The organism is Mesorhizobium sp. M00.F.Ca.ET.216.01.1.1 (assembly GCF_004010325.2).
In the GTDB taxonomy this organism is placed as follows: domain Bacteria; phylum Pseudomonadota; class Alphaproteobacteria; order Rhizobiales; family Rhizobiaceae; genus Mesorhizobium.
Map to the genome: position 1 here is coordinate 1 of NZ_SADR02000345.1, position 327 is coordinate 327.

Annotated in this window: 1 pseudogene; it reads right to left on the reverse strand. The window is 63.0% G+C overall.

The window, feature by feature from the left end:
* Positions 1-50: 50 nt before the first annotated feature.
* A pseudogene (locus EN859_RS36405) lies at positions 51-327 on the reverse strand (methyltransferase type 11); the annotation flags it as partial.

The following is a 327-nucleotide window of genomic DNA, read 5'->3' on the forward strand; positions in this document are numbered from 1 at the left end:
GGTCGGAAATGCGGTGACTGCCGCCAAGCATGGGCGAGCAATCCAGCTCGTTATTCCCAGCGCCTTGGCGACCGCAGCACCAGCAGCGGGCAGCGTTCGGCGAGGCCGTATGTACCGGTCGAGGCCAGCCGGACATCATCGAAGAAGGTCTTGGCTTCCTCGATGAGCGCTGCCGCGGGGGCAAAACTGTAGATCGCCGGCGAGTTCCGGTAGACGTCGACGGTGCCGATGACCGGCAGGTCCCACCCGGTACGCGCCGAACGCTCCTCACGGTCGGGAAATATTCTGTCGAATTGTTCGAGGATGCTCGTAACCGGTATCACGTGG